Source organism: Treponema sp., assembly GCF_017430385.1.
Taxonomy (GTDB): domain Bacteria; phylum Spirochaetota; class Spirochaetia; order Treponematales; family Treponemataceae; genus Treponema_D.
Genome location: NZ_JAFRNB010000189.1, coordinates 1 through 15,621 on the forward strand (window position 1 = coordinate 1; position 15,621 = coordinate 15,621).

14 protein-coding genes are annotated in these 15,621 nt (G+C 43.2%); 12 read left to right on the plus strand and 2 right to left on the minus strand.

Translation table 11 applies throughout. The annotated features are described in order from the left end of the window. Positions 1–608 precede the first annotated feature (608 nt). Positions 609–1,961: a citrate/2-methylcitrate synthase gene (locus IJJ71_RS14810; protein WP_296848128.1), complete on the plus strand. Its 1,353-nt coding sequence runs from the start codon at positions 609–611 to the stop codon at positions 1,959–1,961. Between the two features lie 56 nt (positions 1,962–2,017). Here IJJ71_RS14810 and IJJ71_RS14815 read toward each other — a convergent pair whose 3' ends face one another. After that, positions 2,018–2,455, minus strand: a complete 438-nt coding sequence (locus IJJ71_RS14815; protein WP_296848130.1) for a hypothetical protein — start codon at positions 2,453–2,455, stop codon at positions 2,018–2,020. A 749-nt stretch (positions 2,456–3,204) separates the two neighbouring features. Here IJJ71_RS14815 and IJJ71_RS14820 point away from each other — a divergent pair. The 7 genes from IJJ71_RS14820 (at position 3,205) to IJJ71_RS14850 (ending at position 8,597) form a co-directional block, all read left to right on the plus strand. After that, positions 3,205–4,227: an Ig-like domain-containing protein gene (locus tag IJJ71_RS14820; RefSeq protein WP_296848132.1), complete on the plus strand. Its 1,023-nt coding sequence runs from the start codon at positions 3,205–3,207 to the stop codon at positions 4,225–4,227. A 159-nt stretch (positions 4,228–4,386) separates the two neighbouring features. Beyond that, positions 4,387–4,548 (plus strand): hypothetical protein, encoded by a 162-nt coding sequence (locus IJJ71_RS14825; RefSeq protein ID WP_296848133.1) that lies wholly within the window; start codon positions 4,387–4,389, stop codon positions 4,546–4,548. Positions 4,549–4,785: 237 nt separating this feature from the next. Next, complete coding sequence (locus tag IJJ71_RS14830) at positions 4,786–4,959, plus strand: hypothetical protein (RefSeq protein ID WP_296848135.1); 174 nt, start codon at positions 4,786–4,788, stop codon at positions 4,957–4,959. Positions 4,960–5,005: 46 nt separating this feature from the next. Then, positions 5,006–5,164, plus strand: a complete 159-nt coding sequence (locus tag IJJ71_RS14835) for a hypothetical protein (RefSeq protein WP_296848137.1) — start codon at positions 5,006–5,008, stop codon at positions 5,162–5,164. A 60-nt stretch (positions 5,165–5,224) separates the two neighbouring features. Further along, entirely contained in the window at positions 5,225–6,082 is an 858-nt protein-coding gene (locus IJJ71_RS14840; protein WP_296848139.1) for a pseudouridine synthase, read from the plus strand. Positions 6,083–6,123: 41 nt separating this feature from the next. Further along, positions 6,124–7,515 carry an MBOAT family O-acyltransferase gene (locus IJJ71_RS14845; protein ID WP_296848141.1) on the plus strand — a complete coding sequence of 464 codons (1,392 nt, stop codon included), beginning with the start codon at positions 6,124–6,126 and terminating at the stop codon, positions 7,513–7,515. An 11-nt stretch (positions 7,516–7,526) separates the two neighbouring features. Next, entirely contained in the window at positions 7,527–8,597 is a 1,071-nt protein-coding gene (locus IJJ71_RS14850; RefSeq protein ID WP_296848143.1) for a hypothetical protein, read from the plus strand. Between the two features lie 84 nt (positions 8,598–8,681). Here the strand turns inward: IJJ71_RS14850 and thrH are convergent, their stop codons facing one another. Further along, positions 8,682–9,287, minus strand: coding sequence for a bifunctional phosphoserine phosphatase/homoserine phosphotransferase ThrH (gene thrH / locus IJJ71_RS14855; protein ID WP_296848145.1), 606 nt, complete (start codon positions 9,285–9,287; stop codon positions 8,682–8,684). Between the two features lie 451 nt (positions 9,288–9,738). On the opposite strand from thrH, the gene IJJ71_RS14860 reads away from it, so the two are divergent. From IJJ71_RS14860 to thrA, 4 genes are all read left to right on the plus strand, one after another. Next, positions 9,739–10,563: a sigma-70 family RNA polymerase sigma factor gene (locus tag IJJ71_RS14860; RefSeq protein ID WP_296848147.1), complete on the plus strand. Its 825-nt coding sequence runs from the start codon at positions 9,739–9,741 to the stop codon at positions 10,561–10,563. A 56-nt stretch (positions 10,564–10,619) separates the two neighbouring features. Next, positions 10,620–11,990, plus strand: coding sequence for a divergent polysaccharide deacetylase family protein (locus IJJ71_RS14865; protein ID WP_296848148.1), 1,371 nt, complete (start codon positions 10,620–10,622; stop codon positions 11,988–11,990). 105 nt (positions 11,991–12,095) lie between these two features. Next, on the plus strand, positions 12,096–13,136 hold the full coding sequence (gene tsaD / locus IJJ71_RS14870) for a tRNA (adenosine(37)-N6)-threonylcarbamoyltransferase complex transferase subunit TsaD (protein ID WP_296848150.1): 1,041 nt from the start codon (positions 12,096–12,098) through the stop codon (positions 13,134–13,136). Positions 13,137–13,635: 499 nt separating this feature from the next. Further along, positions 13,636–15,621 (plus strand): bifunctional aspartate kinase/homoserine dehydrogenase I (gene thrA / locus IJJ71_RS14875; RefSeq protein WP_296848152.1); only part of this gene is annotated, 1,986 nt, incomplete at its 3' end.

The window sequence follows — 15,621 nt, forward strand, 5'->3', positions numbered from 1 at the left end:
ATGCTTGCCATTCTAAAATCTGGAAAACCGTACTCTCCAAAGAAGTTTTCCGTAGCCCAGTTCTCTGAACTTGCAGAAAAAGCTTTGAAGAGTGCTTAAAATAAAAAAAAACAGGGGCTTGACATAAAACATAGGAGTCTCGTTCGAAGCTGTGCTTCGAGCGCGTCAGGGAGCGACGGCGATAGCCGACAAAAGTCGTGAGACGACTTTTGAGCAAGTCTCCGAGCAGCTAAGCTGCGAAGGCGGCAGGGAGCGACGGCGATAGCCGACAAAACCTGCGAGGAAGGTTTCTTCGCTACGCTCGCGCGAGTCTCGGTGAAGGCTGTGCCTGAACCGTCCCCGTAGAAGGGGTAGCGGAAAACACCGAAGGTGGTTGGAGCGAGGGGAAGGCTTTCCCCCTTTAATTGCTAATTTTTTTCTTGCAACGATATGCACAAATTTGTATAATTATAGATATATTTTCACAAAAATTGCATAAATATGCAAAGGAGCAGCACAAAAAAATCACCTCCTTGTGATTTTTTTGTGGCCGAGTTTTCGCAAAGCAAAAACTCGCATATTCATTGCATCCATGCAATGCCGCTAACGCGGAGTTTTAGGAGTGCGCTATGACAGAATCAGAAAGTTTGTTTATCGGCAGATTGTCCGTTCTTGCGGAACGAAATGACCCAATCGATAAAGGCCTTTACGACAAATACGATGTCAAACGCGGCCTCCGAAACAAAAACGGAACAGGTGTTCTTGTAGGCTTGACCAGCATCGGTGATGTAGTCGGCTATGAGGTTCAGGACGGAAAGAAAATCGCAATTCCTGGCCGCCTCGTCTACCGCGGATACAATGTCGAAGATTTGATTAACGATGCTGAGACTCACAATCAGTTCGGCTACGAACAGTGCGTTTATCTTCTATTATTTGGTGAGCTTCCGACACAGGCAGAACTCGACCACTTCAAGCAGTATCTCGGAAGTCTGCGCCAGCTCCCGGAACACTTCACTGAAGACATGATTATGAAGGCTCCTTCTGCCGACATCATGAACAAACTTGCGCGCGGCGTACTCGCATCTTATTCTTACGACCAGAATCCGGAAGACCGCTCGCTTTCAAATGTCCTGCGACAGTGTATCGAGCTTATCTCACGATTCTCAACGCTCACGGCTTACGGCTATCAGGCAAAACGCCGCTACTACGACGGAAAATCGATGTACATCCATAATCCGCTTCCGGAGCTTTCAACAGCAGAAAATTTCTTGCGGCTCATCCGAAACAACAAGGCTTTCACGGACGAAGAAGCCAAATTGCTCGACCTTGCGCTGATTCTTCATGCTGAGCACGGTGGTGGTAACAACTCTTCTCTCACGGTTCATGTCGTTTCTTCCGCTGATACCGACACATATTCAGCAATCGGCGCGGCAGTCGGCTCTCTCAAAGGCCGCCGTCACGGTGGAGCAAACATTCAGGTTGCCGAAATGATGGACAACATCAAGGAAAATGTAAAAGATTGGTCGAACGAAACAGAAGTAAAACGATACCTCGAAAAAATCGCCAATAAAGAAGCATTCAACCGCACAGGCTTGATTTACGGAATGGGCCACGCAGTCTACACAATCAACGACCCGCGCGCGACACTTCTCCGCGACAAGGCCGCAAAACTTGCACACGAAAAAGGACTTGAGGAAGAATACAACCTCTACAAAATGGTCGAAAAATTCAGCCCGGAGATTCTTTACAACAAGCACGGCGACGAAAAGAAAATCTGTGCGAATGTCGATCTTTACTCAGGCTTCGTCTACTCAATGCTCAACATTCCGCGCGAGCTTTTCACGCCGATTTTCGCAGTTTCCCGAATCGCAGGCTGGAGCGCACACCGAATCGAGGAAATCGTTGCAGGCGGAAAGATTTACCGTCCGGCATACAAGAACATCTTCGCAGAGCGCGAGTATGTGCCGATTGAGAAAAGGTAGGAAATGGAAAACTGAAAGTTGAAAATGGAAAATTTTGTGGAGAAAACAGATATGGATTACTTCAAAAATCCGTATTTGTACACTCCGATTTCAATTTTCTTTGCAAGGACTTTCATTTTTGCCCTCAAATCGCCAATCAGCTCCGTGTATGTTTCATCGTCCGAGCTTGGGTTCATGCGGCCTTTTGTTTCGCCCTGAAAAAATTTTCGGATATCATAAAACGAAGCGTCAGGATTTGCTTTTGGCTGAGTATGATAGTATTTCCAAAGTTCAAGCCCCGCGTCATACACATCTTGTGCCTGAATTGAAAATTTGGTGGGGGAAGTCTCCCCCTCGGCTACAATGGCTTCGCCATTTTCTCCTACCCCCTCAGCGGGGACCCCCCGCAACGCCCCGTAATTTTTCCCAAACAAGACATTTTCGGACATTGAGCCAGTCGCAATTTCATTTACAGAAATTTTTCCATTTAAAAAGTCCTTCAAAAATTCACTCATGAAATTAGATTTGAACGCCTTTTTACAGCCGACCTGCTGCTCAGTAAAGGGAGCCATGAATTTACGGAGGAGAAGCAAGAAATATGATTTTGATTATGGAATAAACTAAAGATTAAACAATCTGACTGAAACTCTCTGTCTTTCTTCCTATTTTCTTCGCTTTTTCCCAATCAACATTAATTGTAGGTTCAACGAATTCGAGCCATTTCTGAAAAACGAAAGTAAAATTATTCTTTGTGACACTTATTTTCTCGGAAATATCCTTGTCCGTCTTGAAATTCAGTTTGATGAACTCCTTCAGTTCTTCGGACTGGGTTTTATATCTGAAAAGAATGGAATTTTCCTGCAAAAGATTCTCGCAAAGTTCATGCAGCTGTTTGAATTCTTTTGAGTCATGATTTGAAGGAGTAACATTCCAGTTAAAATCATTCTGATAAAAAACTTCCTGAATGTTGTGATACTCAATAAATGCAAATTTTTCCGCATCAAAAGCCCCGATATACTTTGGCGGAAGAAATTTTTCAAAAGTCTTTTCTTTTCCGATTGTAAGAATCAGCTGTACAAAACTTTCATAAATATCGTGATTTGTTCCTTGTTTTGCTTCCGCCCATAAAATAGATTTAAAATTTGACTTTCCTCAAATGTATGTTAGAATTACATGAAGTTTTGTTGAGAAACGGAGGTTTTTATGCTAACTGTAAAATTGTATAGTAAACGGGGGGGGGAAATCTCCCTTTACGTTTTTCTATGTGCTTTTTCCGGCACTGCTGCTTTTATGTTTTGCAGCCTGCTCGAATGATGGAGATAACGGTAGCGGCGGTCAGATTGCCTCTGTTACAAAAGTAGAATTGGATAAACCGGCTGAAGAACTGTTCATCGGCAAGGCTGGTGCTGCTAATACGGTACAGCTTACTGCTACCGTAACGGGAACAAACCTTGCAGATTCGGACAAGGAAGTTACCTGGACTTCCGATACAGAAACCGTGGCGACCGTCAGTTCAGCGGGGCTTGTAACTGCCGTGGCTGCGGGCGAAGCGACGGTTACCGCAAAATCAAAGAAAGATACGACCAAAACTGCGGCCTGCAAAATAACGGTAACAAAAGATGTCGTTGCCGGAAACACTTACAAAACCACAAGCGCAAAAAGAGGAACTTCAGCAGACAGCATGGATGACGGCGTGGACGCAAACAATTACTGCACAATGGTTTTTGCCTCAAACGAAAATACCTGGACAATGACACCTGTTGGAGATCGTATGAGCGGGATGGCATGCGCAGGCTCATATTCGATGAAGGGAACTGCAGTAACTTTTACTATTACAACAGGAACTATGGCAGGAAAAACAATGGATGCGACCGTAACATCTGACGGATTGACAATCACCTGGCCCGTTACGGAAGTGGGTGAGAATCAGTTCATTTCTGCCGTTTATGTGAAAGATGTCGTTGCCGGAAAAACCTATAAAACCACAAGCGCCAAAATGGGAACGACAGCAGACAGCATGTATGAAAGGGCTGATGAAAGCAATTACTGTACGCTGGTTTTTGCCGCAAGCGAAAATACCTGGACGCTTACACCAACAGGAGGCAATCTGGTGGATTGGGCCGGTTTAAGTCCGGGAACTTATTCGATAAACGGAACTACAATAATTTTTACTAAGGGTGAAGCAAAAATGACTGCGACGGTAACGTCTGACGGCTCGACAGTCACCTGGCCTGTTATAAACGCGGGAGAGGGTAAATACATCTCTGCAGTTTTTCAGAAACAATGACCGTGGGGGCGTTGCGGGGCTGAAAAGCAGCGTGATTGCCCCGCTGGAAGGGGTGGCCCGCAACGGAGTGCGGGCCAGGGGAAGGCTTTCCCCTGGCAGTTGCTGTTTTTTTCGTCGTCCTTTTCGCCGCTCAAAAGCAGGTTGGTCAGGATTCCCAGGATGAGCGCACAGGCAACGGTACGGATTTCAACCTTGCAAAAGCTGATGACCATGCCACCAACACCGGTAATGAAAATCACGCTTGCTACAAACAGGTTTTTGTTCTTGTTCAAATCAACATACTGGAACATCTTAAAGCCGGACACTGCAATAAAGCCGTAAAGCGCAATACAGATTTTATCTTGACAAAAGGCACAACATATCAGTTTTTAAAATAATCCTGCTGAACGGCACTTTTCAATGGTTCTTCGCGTAACTTTTTATAATCCATGTTAAGTTTCCCCAAAACGACAAAAGTACATTTACAAGTGCTTTTGTAACTATTATCGCCTTTGTAAAACATAGTAACACAAGTTACAATTATTAGAAAGCATACGACAAATGTTCATATCATAAGATATGTCATTTTGGGAAAAAGTGTGTTTTGAATTAGATTATCAAGGCATCTCAAGAAAAGAACTTGCATATAAAACAAATCTTGCGGTTTCAATAGATGAATTAGAACTTCTACCTAAAAATAAACATCAAGAAGCTGTCGAAATTATAAAAAGAATTCTAGAAATCGCGAAATAATTATTTTTTTCTTGTCACAAAATCAGTCTCCATGTAAATTATATATATGAATCATACGAAACATTCTCTAAGAGATGTGACATTCGCGCGCACTGTAAAACTCCGCAAAGATGAAAAAGATTTTCTCAGCGATATATCATGGAAGCAAGAGAATTATGCCGAAATGGAAAAAGATATTGCCCGCAGTTCAATGAACACGATGTGAGAGGAATTGAAAAATGATTCTCAAATGTTCGAATTAAAAGACTACAGGCAGGCATAAACAATGGATAGAATAGATAAAATCCTGGCTCATCACGGGTTCGGCTCACGAAAAGATGTCAAAAAGCTTCTCCGTGACGAGCTTGTGAGCGTGAACGGTAAATTCGTATACGATCCGGGCTTTCAGCTTGACATTTCAAAAGACGAAGTGATTGTTGACGGCGAAAAAATCCGGCTTCAGCACGATGTCTACATCATGATGAACAAGTGTCAGGATGTAGTGTGCGCAAACAAGGACGGCGAGCACCGCACGGTCTTTGATTTGCTTGACGATTCATTGCGCCACAAATTCCTGGGCGGAGAGCTTCACTGCATGGGCAGGCTCGACATCGACACGGAAGGGCTTTTGATTCTAACGACGGACGGTCAGCTCACGCACAGGCTCCTGGCACCAAAAACTCACGCCCCGAAAACTTACGCCGTAGGATTACGCGACAGCCTCACCGAAGAAGAAAAAGCAAAATACACTGAAAAGTTTTCGAAAGGCTTCTGGATTGACCGCGAGGGAAGCGAAAACGGCTTTGATGCAGAACCGGCGGAAATACAGTTTGAAGTTAGGAGTGAGGAGTTAGGAGTTAGAAATGATAAGGGGGAAAGCCTTCCCCCTGGGGTTCAAGCCGGGCTTTCACCCACACCCCCTTCTGCGGGGACACCCCGCAACGCCCCGAAAATTGACTGCCTTCTCACGATTTATGAAGGAAAATTTCATCAGGTGAAGCGCATGTTCGCCCAGCTTGGAAATGAAGTCGTTTATTTGAAGCGCGTAAAGATGGGCGAGCTTGAACTTGATCCGGCCATTCCTCTCGGCGGCTACCGGGAGCTCACCAAAGAGGAAGTGGAACTATTGAGCATTTCTGATTAATATTTTAAAATACTTGTCTATTCATTAAAAAAGGAATTCCAATGCTTTTTAACTCTTACGAATTCATATTCATCTTTTTGCCTATAACACTTTTTGGTTATTTTTTGATTTCAAAAAAGAGCATAACATTTTCAAATGCCTGGCTCGCAGCTGCATCTTTTTTCTTTTATGGATATTGGGACATTCGCTTTGTTCCGCTTCTTGCAGGCTCTATTCTCTGGAATTTTCTTTCCGGCATAGTCATTGATAAAGCTAAAAATAAAAAAATAATACTATTTATCGCAATTGCGATTAATATCGCTCTTCTTTGTTATTTCAAATACACAGATTTTTTCATCAAATCAATAAATAAAATCGCACACACAGACTGGAACCTTCTAAATATCGTTCTTCCACTCGGTATTTCATTCTGGACTTTCACGCAGACAGCATATTTAATTGATGTTTACAGAGGAAATACAAAACCATGCTCATTCGTGGACTATGTTCTTTTTGTAATGATTTTTCCGCATTTAATTTCAGGTCCGATTATCAACCATTCAGAAATGATTCCACAATTTAATGAAACAGAAAGACATAAATTAAATCTTGATAATTTTACACAGGGACTAATGTTTTTCTTGTTCGGCTTATTCAAAAAAGTTGTGATTGCCGATTCACTTGCTCCGGTAGTTGATGAATATTTCGAATCAGCAGAGTTTCTTTCTATTCTTGGAGCATGGATTGGAGTTTTTGCATATACATTTCAATTATATTTTGATTTTTCTGGTTATTCAGAAATGGCTGTTGGCTTAGGCAAAATGCTTAATATTGACTTCCCGATAAACTTTGACTCGCCATACAAATCGAAGTCCCCGATAGAATTTTGGAGAAGATGGCACATGACCCTCGGCTCTTGGATTCGTGACTATCTTTACATTCCTCTTGGTGGAAACAGAAAAGGTCAGGCGCGTAAAATGCTCAATCTGTTTATCGCAATGTCAATAAGCGGCTTTTGGCATGGCGCAGGATTTAGATATATTTTGTGGGGAATGTGGCACGGAGTTTTGCTTGTCATAAACCATACATGGAAATATTTTTCAAAACCACGGAATTTAAAATTTCCCAAATTATTATCATCTATACTTACATTTGCATGTGTAATGGCTGGCTGGACAGTTTTCCGAGGTGGGGTAAAACGAGGTCTTAAAATTATGTCAAAAATGATTGACATAAACTCAATATCTAATATGGCTATATCAGCAAATCAAATTTTCATAATTTTGATGCTAATTATTCTTGCTGTTATTGTCTTTTTTATGCCAAATGTAATTGAAATTGTGAACAACCGTTTTAAGAAAAACAAAAAATGGATTCTTTTTGCGGCAATTATTACCGATATCTGTATTATATTCTTGAGTAGAAATTCAGTTTTCTTGTATTTTGATTTTTAGCGGAGACATATATGAAAACAAAAAAATGGCTTGGATTATATTGCTTAGCATTTCTTCCAATACTTTTAGGTATTGCTATTCTTACAATTTTTATTGATCCATTTTTTCATTATCGCAAACCTAACACAAATTTGTTCTTTTATGAACTAACAATAAAAAACGAGCGTTACTTAAATGATGGAATAATAAAGAATTTTGACTATGATGCAATCATAACAGGCTCATCCATGTCAGAAAACTTCAAAAGCTCAGAATTTAATGAGCTATTTCATTGCAATTCAATAAAAGTTCCTTTCAGTGGAGCTACATTTTATGAAATAACAAACAACATTGAAAAAGGATTTTCAAATCATAATATAAAATATGTTATTCGCTCGCTTGATTCTCATGTCATAAACTGGGATAGTAAAGAAAAACGAACTCATTTCATATACCCAGAATATCTCTACAATGATACAAAAGTCGATGATGTCAAATACTTTTGGAACACGAGTGTTTTTATGCTTCTTTTAAAAAATTGTTCTAGACAATTAATGGGACATCCTAGTGGCATAACATCATTTGATGAATATGCCAACTGGATGAAAGAACAAAGATTTGGTAAAAGCGAAGTTCTTAAAAACAGAAATGATTTCAAAAAAACAGAATCAATCTCTGAATTTACAACAAATGACGATAAAAGGGTTCGTGAAAATGTTCAAAACAATATCGTTAATCTTGCCTTAAAAAATCCAGAAACACAGTTCTATTATTTTTCTCCCCCCCACAGCATAGTAGCATGGGGTGAGCTGTATGAAAACGGAGAACTTTCAAAAAGATTGAAAGAAGAAGCCATCGCAGCAAAGATGCTCGTTCAATGCGAAAATATACATTTGTTTTCGTTCAATTCAAGAAAAGATTGGATTTTGAATTTGGACAGATACAAGGATACAGGTCATTATGATGAACAGATAAACTCTGAAATGTTAAGACTCATGAAGGAAGAAGAAGACAAATATCGTATAACAAAAAATAATGTTGAAGATTATATAAAATCCGAAGAAGATTTTTTTATGAACTTCGACTATAACAGCATATTTTAAATGAAAACAAAAAGCCGTATGGATTAAGTGAACTTTACTTCATCCATACGGCTTTTATTATCTTAAGCCACCCAGTTTTAATACCTATTTCTCAATCACTTTGCAAATTGCTTCGTAAAGCTCATCGAACTCGGTGAAGGATGGGATGTTCGGGTAGTCGGCTTTGATTTTGTCGGTTGTGCGGAAAAGGAAGCCGGCTTTGCTTGCCTGAATCATGCCGAGGTCGTTGAAACTGTCGCCACTAGCGATAGTTTCAAAACCGATTGACTGCAAGGCCTTGACAGTTGTGAGCTTTGATTTTTCACAGCGCATTTTGTGGCGCATGATGAAGCCGTTTGAGTCAACTTCAAGGGAGTTGCAGAAGATTGTAGGCATGCCCATTTTTTTCATGAGCGGGGCTGCGAATTCTTCGAAAGTGTCGCTCAAAATGATTGTCTGGCACTTTGCACGGAGCTTGTCCAAAAATTCTTTTGCGCCAGGGAGAGGGTCAATTTTTGCGATTGTATTCTGAATGTCTTTGAGTGTGAGGCCGTGCTCCTTCAAGATATTGATTCGGAACTGCATGAGTTTGTCATAATCAGGCTCATCGCGGGTTGTGCGTTTAAGCTCTGGGATTCCACTTTCTTCGGCAAAAGCAATCCAGATTTCTGGAACCAAAACGCCTTCCATATCCAAACATGTAACGTACATAAAAATCTCCTTGAATGAAACAATCGTTTCTTTTTATAGAATTATTTTACCAAAAAACTTGAAATTGTAGAATACTGCGTTAAAATTTTAATTGCAAAAAAAATGAGGCACGGCTATGGAGCGGTGGCGGAGCCAGCCACTGGACTGAGCGTTAGCGAGGGAAGCGGCCGAGGGTGACTGAGCCGCGGAACAGCCGCAGCAAGTTGATTGCCCCGTATAATTTTTTATACAGTTACAATTTTTTTCTCAGCACTGTGCACAAATTTATACACAAGAAATAAATTTTTATAACTTTTTTATACTCCCAACATCTTTGATTTTTTAACGACAATATTTTTTTCTCTTCACATTTTCTTGCATTATCAATATTTACATCTTCAATTTCGTATTTTTCAATTTAATTTTATAAGTTGGCACGATTTCTGCATACAGTTTTTCAAGGGAGTTTTATATGAAAATGTACGAATCGTATCTCAAACAAATTCAAAGATTTCCGCTTTTGAGTGCAGCGGAAGAAAAAGAACTTGCGGGTAAAATCCTGGCGAAAGACAAAAAAGCCTTGAACAGGCTCGTCAACTCAAATCTCCGTCTCGTCGTGAGCATCGCAGCGAAATTCAAAAGCACATACAAGGTTTCGATAATGGACTTGATTCAGGAAGGAAATCTTGGGCTTATTTTTGCGGCAGAAAAATTTTCCGGCTCTCACGGAACCCGATTCTCAACTTACGCTTATCCGTGGATTTTACAGTATATGCTTCGATTTCTTCACAACAAGACGAACATGATTTCAATTCCGCAGCGAAAAGAAGAGATTCTTAGAAAAATTTCTGACATCCGCGACTATTATGCGGACAAAAATGACAAAAAAGCCAGTTTGAAGGAATTTGCCAGCTCTCTCGGAATCAGCGAAAAAGAGCTCAAAGACAGCCTGAACTGCCTTTTCACATGCACGAGCCTCGACTGTGAATGTGGCGAAGACAATGCCAACACAATCGGCGACCTTATCCCTGATTTTACATACAATCCTGAGCAGCAGTTCTTCATGGAATGTGCAAAAAGCAATATCAAAGAGCTGGTCGCAAAGCTCTCGGAAAAGGAAAGGGTTATCATATCAAGCCGCTACAATCTCGACGGACAGGTTAATGTTCCGACATTGCGGGAACTCGGAGCCTCGCTCGGCGTTTCAACTGAGACAATCCGTCAGACGGAAATCAAAGCTCTCAAAAAAATCCGGGATGAAGTCGGAAAAACCAAAATGGAGCTTTACACGGCATAAAATCTTCAAAAGCGCATAGAACAGATTTCAAAAAAACACTAAAATAGAAAAGTTCTATGCCTAAGAAAACAACTTCTGTAAAAAAACGAAAAACAACCCGGACGAGGGCAAAAAAGCCGAAAGTTAAGCTTGCAAAAAACAAGGTCGCGCTATTCTGTGGCCTTGTGTGTGGAATCTGCGTGCTTGCGATTGGGCTTAGCGTAGTTCTGAATCAGGGTGAAAAACAAGATTCTCAAAAAGCAGAAGTTGTGGCAAAAGCTGAGCCTGTGCCTAAAACTGAAAAAAAAGCCGAGAAATCTATGCCAAGCGTGCAGACTCAGCCGATAAAGCAGCAGGAAAAGCAAAAATCAACAAAAAAGGAATCGGCTCCGAAGCAAGAATCTTCTATAAAAAAAGAAACAGCTCCAAAAGCAGAAACTCCGACGAAAAAGGAATTGGTGCAAAAGAAAGAAGAGAAACAGGAAGCTCCGAAAAGCACGGTCGTGGCCAAGTCAAATCCGCCAAAAGAAGAAAAACAACCGCAAAAGCAAGTTTCGAAAAAGCAGGAACCGTCTAAAAATATTGGCTCACAAGAATCGAAAAAAACTTCTGCGCCAAAAACAGTTCCTTCAACTCACAGTTCTCAGGCGGGGATTGCGCATCAGTCAGAAAAAACTTCCGGTGCTCAAATTGCTTCTGTGACTCCTCCAAGACAGCAGGAGACTGTTCAGCAGAATGTGCCCCGAAACAGGTTCGACATTCCGCCGGCAGCAAACGGAGCGACAATCGTAATCGTAATTGATGATGCTGGCCGCAGCGTTGAGAACACCAAGCGATACGCTTCACTTCCCTTCCCGATTACAATCGCGGTCTTGCCAAAACTGCCCCAGTCGCGGGCCTGTGCTGACGCCGTTCGCGCCGCAGGAAAGGAAGTGATTTTGCATCAGCCGATGCAGTCGATGAACCTCAAACTGGACCCGGGGCCGGGAAAAATCACGGCGGACATGAATTCTTATCAAATTGCTTCTATTATAAAGGAAAATCTGGCGGAATTGGGGCCGGGAGTGCGCGGACTGAACAACCATGAAGGCTCGCTAATCACTTCAAATGAAATAAAAATCGGCGCGGTTCTTGAAGTTTGTGCCGAAAAAGGAATATACTTTTTTGACTCGCGGACAACGGCCGAAACAAAGGCTCCGCAGGCAGCACTTGAACGCGACATGAAGATTTTTGAAAAAGCAGGCCCGTATCTCGACAATGACATTGACAGGGCAAAAATGCTTGAACGAATGAGGGAAACCTTGGCCTACGCGAACAGGCACGGAAAGGCCCTCGTAATCGGTCATGTTGATAAAAGCGTAAAAATCTTGCCGGATTTGCTAGCCGAGATGTACCCGGAGATGAAGGCAGCGGGATATAAATTTGCAACACCAAGCCAACTGCGATAGGGATTGTAGCCCCGAAGTAGCCGTAGGCTATGAGCGTTAGCGAAGGGCGAAAAGCCCGACGGCGTAGCCGTATCGCCCATAAAACAATTATTATGAAGGTAAAGCATGAAAGTTCTTGGTATCGAAAGTAGCTGTGATGAGACAGCTTGTGCGATTGTTGAAGACGGAAAAAAGATTATCTCGAATGTTGTGGCGACACAGATTCCTTTTCATCAGGTTTACAAGGGAGTCGTGCCTGAGATTGCAAGCCGTAAGCACGCGGAATGGATTCTGCCGGTTGTACGCCAGGCTTTGACCGAAGCAAACATGAGTCTCGACCAAGTTGACGCTATTGCCGCCACAAACAGACCCGGCTTAATGGGAAGTCTTCTGGTCGGCCTCACTTTCGGAAAAACTCTTGCATGGGCGACAAATAAACCTTTTATCGCAATCAACCACATGCTCGGCCACATTTATGCGGCTCATCTTGCAAACGACATCGAATATCCTTACCTGGGCTTGCTCGTCTCAGGCGGTCACTCGATTATCGCAAAAGTCAACGGATTTGACGACCTCGAAGTTCTGGGAACTACGATTGATGACAGCGTTGGCGAGGCTTTTGACAAAGTTGCGAAATTCTACGGTCTCGGCTACCCGGGCGGCGTAATTATCGACAAGCTTGCACAGCAGGGAGATCCAAAATCATTTGCATTCCCGGTTCCGAAACTCGACAAGCGCGACTCAAACCGCTACGATGTTTCATTCTCAGGGCTCAAGACAGCAGTAATCCATCAGGCAGACATGTTCTTAAAGCCGGGCTATGAAAAGACGAACGAAAATATCTGCGCGGCCTTTCAGGAAACAGCATGCAAAACGCTCACTTCACGTCTTTTCCGGGCAGTTGAGGACACAGGAATAAAAACAGTTGTCGCAGGTGGCGGTGTTGCCGCAAACAGCCGGCTCCGAGCACTTCTCGCTGAGCGCACGGACATCAAGTGCATCTTCCCGCCGCTAAAACTCTGCGGAGACAACGGTGCTATGATTGCAGGAGTTGCCTACCACTTCTTGAAACGAGGCGACACAAGCGGACTAGACACAACAGCCTGTGCAAGAATTCCGCAATTCAAACGCGGTCTTGCGAATCTTGAAGCTTTTGGTCGAAGATAGTGCGTTTGAATTGCTACGGCGGCAATAACGCTGGCCGCCGCACAATTCAAACGCGGTCTTGCGAATCTTGAAGCCTTTGGTCGAAGATAGTGCGTTTGAATTGCTATGGCGACAAGAACAAAGGTCGCCACGCAATTTAAGCGGGGATTAGCTAATTTAGAAGCATTTGGCCGTAGATAGTTCCGCTTAAATTGCTACGGCGGCAATAACGCTGGCCGCCGCACAATTCAAACGCGGTCTTGCGAATCTTGAAGCTTTTGGAAGAAGATAATTCATTTCTAATTGCTCATTGCAACTCTTTTCACTATAATATCTTCCATATTATTTTAAAAAGAGGCATGGGATAAAAAACAGCCTGAAATATCGTCTGTTTTTTATCCAGACAAGTTTCCGTTGGAAACTTGCTTCATAAACTGCCACTTCTCATTTCATTGCGAAGTGGCTTAAAAAGTCAATCGAATATTCAAATATTCTTCTTGACTTTTTATAGAGGAAACTTATGCTTACTCTCAAATTCGGTGGCACTTCAATGGGAAGTGCAAAAAGGATTCTTGATTCTGTTGAGATTATGATTGGTCGTGCCAAGTCAGACAGAATCAGCGTAATTGTATCTGCTGTTGCAGGCGTTTCAAACAGTTTACAGGCCGCAATTGACGGCTGCATCACCGGCGGGAACGCTGCCACCTATGTCGAAAGCATAAGAAAAACACATGTTGAGATTTGCGGTCAGATTGAGGCTGAACTCAAAGGCTTCGACGCAAAAGAAGTTCTCAAAAAAATCGAAATCAACTTTACGGAGCTTGAAAAATTGCTCGCCGGCGTGGCTTCTTTCGGAGAATGTCCAAAATCAATCCACTGCCGCATCATGGGAATGGGCGAACTTTGCTGCGTTCCAATCGTAAATGCTGTTTTGCAGGCAAAAGGCCAGGACGTAATCGTTCTTGACAGCCGCCGCTTTATCTTCACAACAGGAAATCAGGCAGAAGGCGACGTTGACTACGGCCGCACTTCAATTGCCTTTGAATCTTACAAAGACGGTGGCAAAAACGGCTCCAACAGAATCGTTCTCCTGCCAGGCTTTGTCTGCTCATGGAGCGAGCACTACGACGACGAGCCAAAAATGGGTCTGCTCGGACGAAACGGCTCTGACTTCTCAGCCGCTGTCGTTGCAACCTGCCTTGATGCAAAAAAATGCGAATTCTGGACTGATGTTGACGGAATCTACACGGCTGACCCGCGCGTCGTAAGCGATGCAATTCTTGTAGACGACATGACTTACGAAGAGGCAATGGAGCTTTCTTTCTTCGGAAGCAAAGTTCTTCATCCAAAAACACTTGCCCCGCTCGCTTCAAAAAATATCGAAGCATGGAGCTTGAACAGCCACAATCCAGAGGCACGCGGAACAAGAATCGGTCGCGGTCCATTCGAAAGCGAAAAGAACGTAGGACCGGTACGCGGCATTTCCTGCCTCAAAAACACAGCTCTGGTCAGCGTGAGCGGAAGCGGAATGAAAGGCCGCACAGGTTTTGCCAGCCGCATTTTCGCAGCCGTAAGCCGTGCCGGAATCTCAATGCTTCTTATTACTCAGTCATCTTCTGAATATACAATCTCTTTCTGCGTAAAACAGGCAGAAGCACAGGCGGTTGAGGATATTCTTTCTCAGGAATTCTCTCTCGAAATCCGCGAGGGCGTAATCAATAAAATCAAAGTTCAGGAGCACACGGCAATCGTCTCAATCGTAGGCGACGGCATGAAGCAGAACTGCGGTGTAGCCGGCAAATTCCTTGATTCACTTTCTGCACGCGGAATCAACATCCTTGCAATCGCGCAGGGCTCAAGCGAACGCTCAATTTCTGTCGTAATTTCAGGAGAATTCGGCGACACAGCTGTAAAAGCCGCTCACCTCTTTTTCTTCAATACAGCTCAGCCAATCGAAGTATTCGCTTTTGGTGCAGGAACAATCGGCGGCGCGCTCATCGACCAGATCCGCGACCAGCACAACAAACTGCTTGAACAGAACATCGACATCAAAGTTTACTGTATCGCAACAATCGACGGCATGATTCTTGACGGAAACGGACTCGACCTTTCAAACTGGCGCGAAGATGCCAAAAAAGCGACCGAAGAAGCAAGCGTTGACGAAATTTTGGAATTCGTTCGCGACACAAAGCCGCTCAACCCGGTTTTCGTTGACTGTACGGCAAGCTACGACCTTCCGAACCGCTATCTCGACATTTTCAAGGCAGGAATGAGCATCGCAACACCGAACAAACGCGCAAACTCAATGAGCATGGATTTCTACCACGAGCTTCGAAAAGTTGCCAACGAAAACCACTGCCGATTCCTTTACGAGACAAACGTAGGTGCAGGCTTGCCAATCATCGACACATTGCAGAACCTCTTCAACTCAGGCGATAAGCTCACAGGCTTCAACGGAATCATGTCAGGCTCACTCTCATACATCTTCGGAAAGCTCGACGAGGGC

What these genes read in the sequence shown, in the direction of transcription:
- IJJ71_RS14810 (WP_296848128.1), top strand. Translation starts at nt 609, where the DNA reads ATGACAGAATCAGAAAGTTTGTTTATCGGCAGATTGTCCGTTCTTGCG.
- IJJ71_RS14815 (WP_296848130.1), bottom strand. Translation starts at nt 2,455, where the DNA reads ATGAGTGAATTTTTGAAGGACTTTTTAAATGGAAAAATTTCTGTAAAT.
- IJJ71_RS14825 (WP_296848133.1), top strand. Translation starts at nt 4,387, where the DNA reads ATGAGCGCACAGGCAACGGTACGGATTTCAACCTTGCAAAAGCTGATG.
- IJJ71_RS14830 (WP_296848135.1), top strand. Translation starts at nt 4,786, where the DNA reads ATGTCATTTTGGGAAAAAGTGTGTTTTGAATTAGATTATCAAGGCATC.
- IJJ71_RS14835 (WP_296848137.1), top strand. Translation starts at nt 5,006, where the DNA reads ATGAATCATACGAAACATTCTCTAAGAGATGTGACATTCGCGCGCACT.
- IJJ71_RS14840 (WP_296848139.1), top strand. Translation starts at nt 5,225, where the DNA reads ATGGATAGAATAGATAAAATCCTGGCTCATCACGGGTTCGGCTCACGA.
- IJJ71_RS14845 (WP_296848141.1), top strand. Translation starts at nt 6,124, where the DNA reads ATGCTTTTTAACTCTTACGAATTCATATTCATCTTTTTGCCTATAACA.
- IJJ71_RS14850 (WP_296848143.1), top strand. Translation starts at nt 7,527, where the DNA reads ATGAAAACAAAAAAATGGCTTGGATTATATTGCTTAGCATTTCTTCCA.
- thrH (WP_296848145.1), bottom strand. Translation starts at nt 9,287, where the DNA reads ATGTACGTTACATGTTTGGATATGGAAGGCGTTTTGGTTCCAGAAATC.
- IJJ71_RS14860 (WP_296848147.1), top strand. Translation starts at nt 9,739, where the DNA reads ATGAAAATGTACGAATCGTATCTCAAACAAATTCAAAGATTTCCGCTT.
- IJJ71_RS14865 (WP_296848148.1), top strand. Translation starts at nt 10,620, where the DNA reads ATGCCTAAGAAAACAACTTCTGTAAAAAAACGAAAAACAACCCGGACG.
- tsaD (WP_296848150.1), top strand. Translation starts at nt 12,096, where the DNA reads ATGAAAGTTCTTGGTATCGAAAGTAGCTGTGATGAGACAGCTTGTGCG.